We start from the raw sequence: 351 nt of genomic DNA on the forward strand, positions 1-351 counted from the left end.
TGAATCCGCCCAATACCTATCGATCCGATATACCGAACGCCTGGCGCTGGCTGACATCGACGCCTCGGTCGGCACGGTTGGTGACAGCTACGACAATGCACTGGCTGAGACCATCAACGGTTTATACAAGGCCGAAGTCATCCATCATCTGGGGCCATGGAAATCCATGACGCAGGTCGAATGGGAAACCCTCAGATGGGTGGACTGGTATAACAACCGACGCCTGCTGGCGCCAATCGGCTACAGGCCGCCCGCCGAAGCCGAACGCGCCTTCTATGCAGATCAGAGCAGACTTGATATCGCTGCCTGATTACTGAATAAATCGCTCTCCGGTAAACCCGGGGCAGTTCA

The 351-nt window shown here is 56.1% G+C and carries 1 protein-coding gene; it reads left to right on the top strand.

The features are described from left to right. Positions 1 to 310: integrase core domain-containing protein (locus Abin_RS15390; protein ID WP_048848558.1), on the top strand; the 310-nt coding region annotated here is incomplete at its 5' end. Positions 311 to 351: the final 41 nt, after the last annotated feature.

This window comes from Acetobacter indonesiensis, assembly GCF_000963945.1.
Taxonomy (GTDB): Bacteria; Pseudomonadota; Alphaproteobacteria; order Acetobacterales; family Acetobacteraceae; genus Acetobacter; species Acetobacter indonesiensis.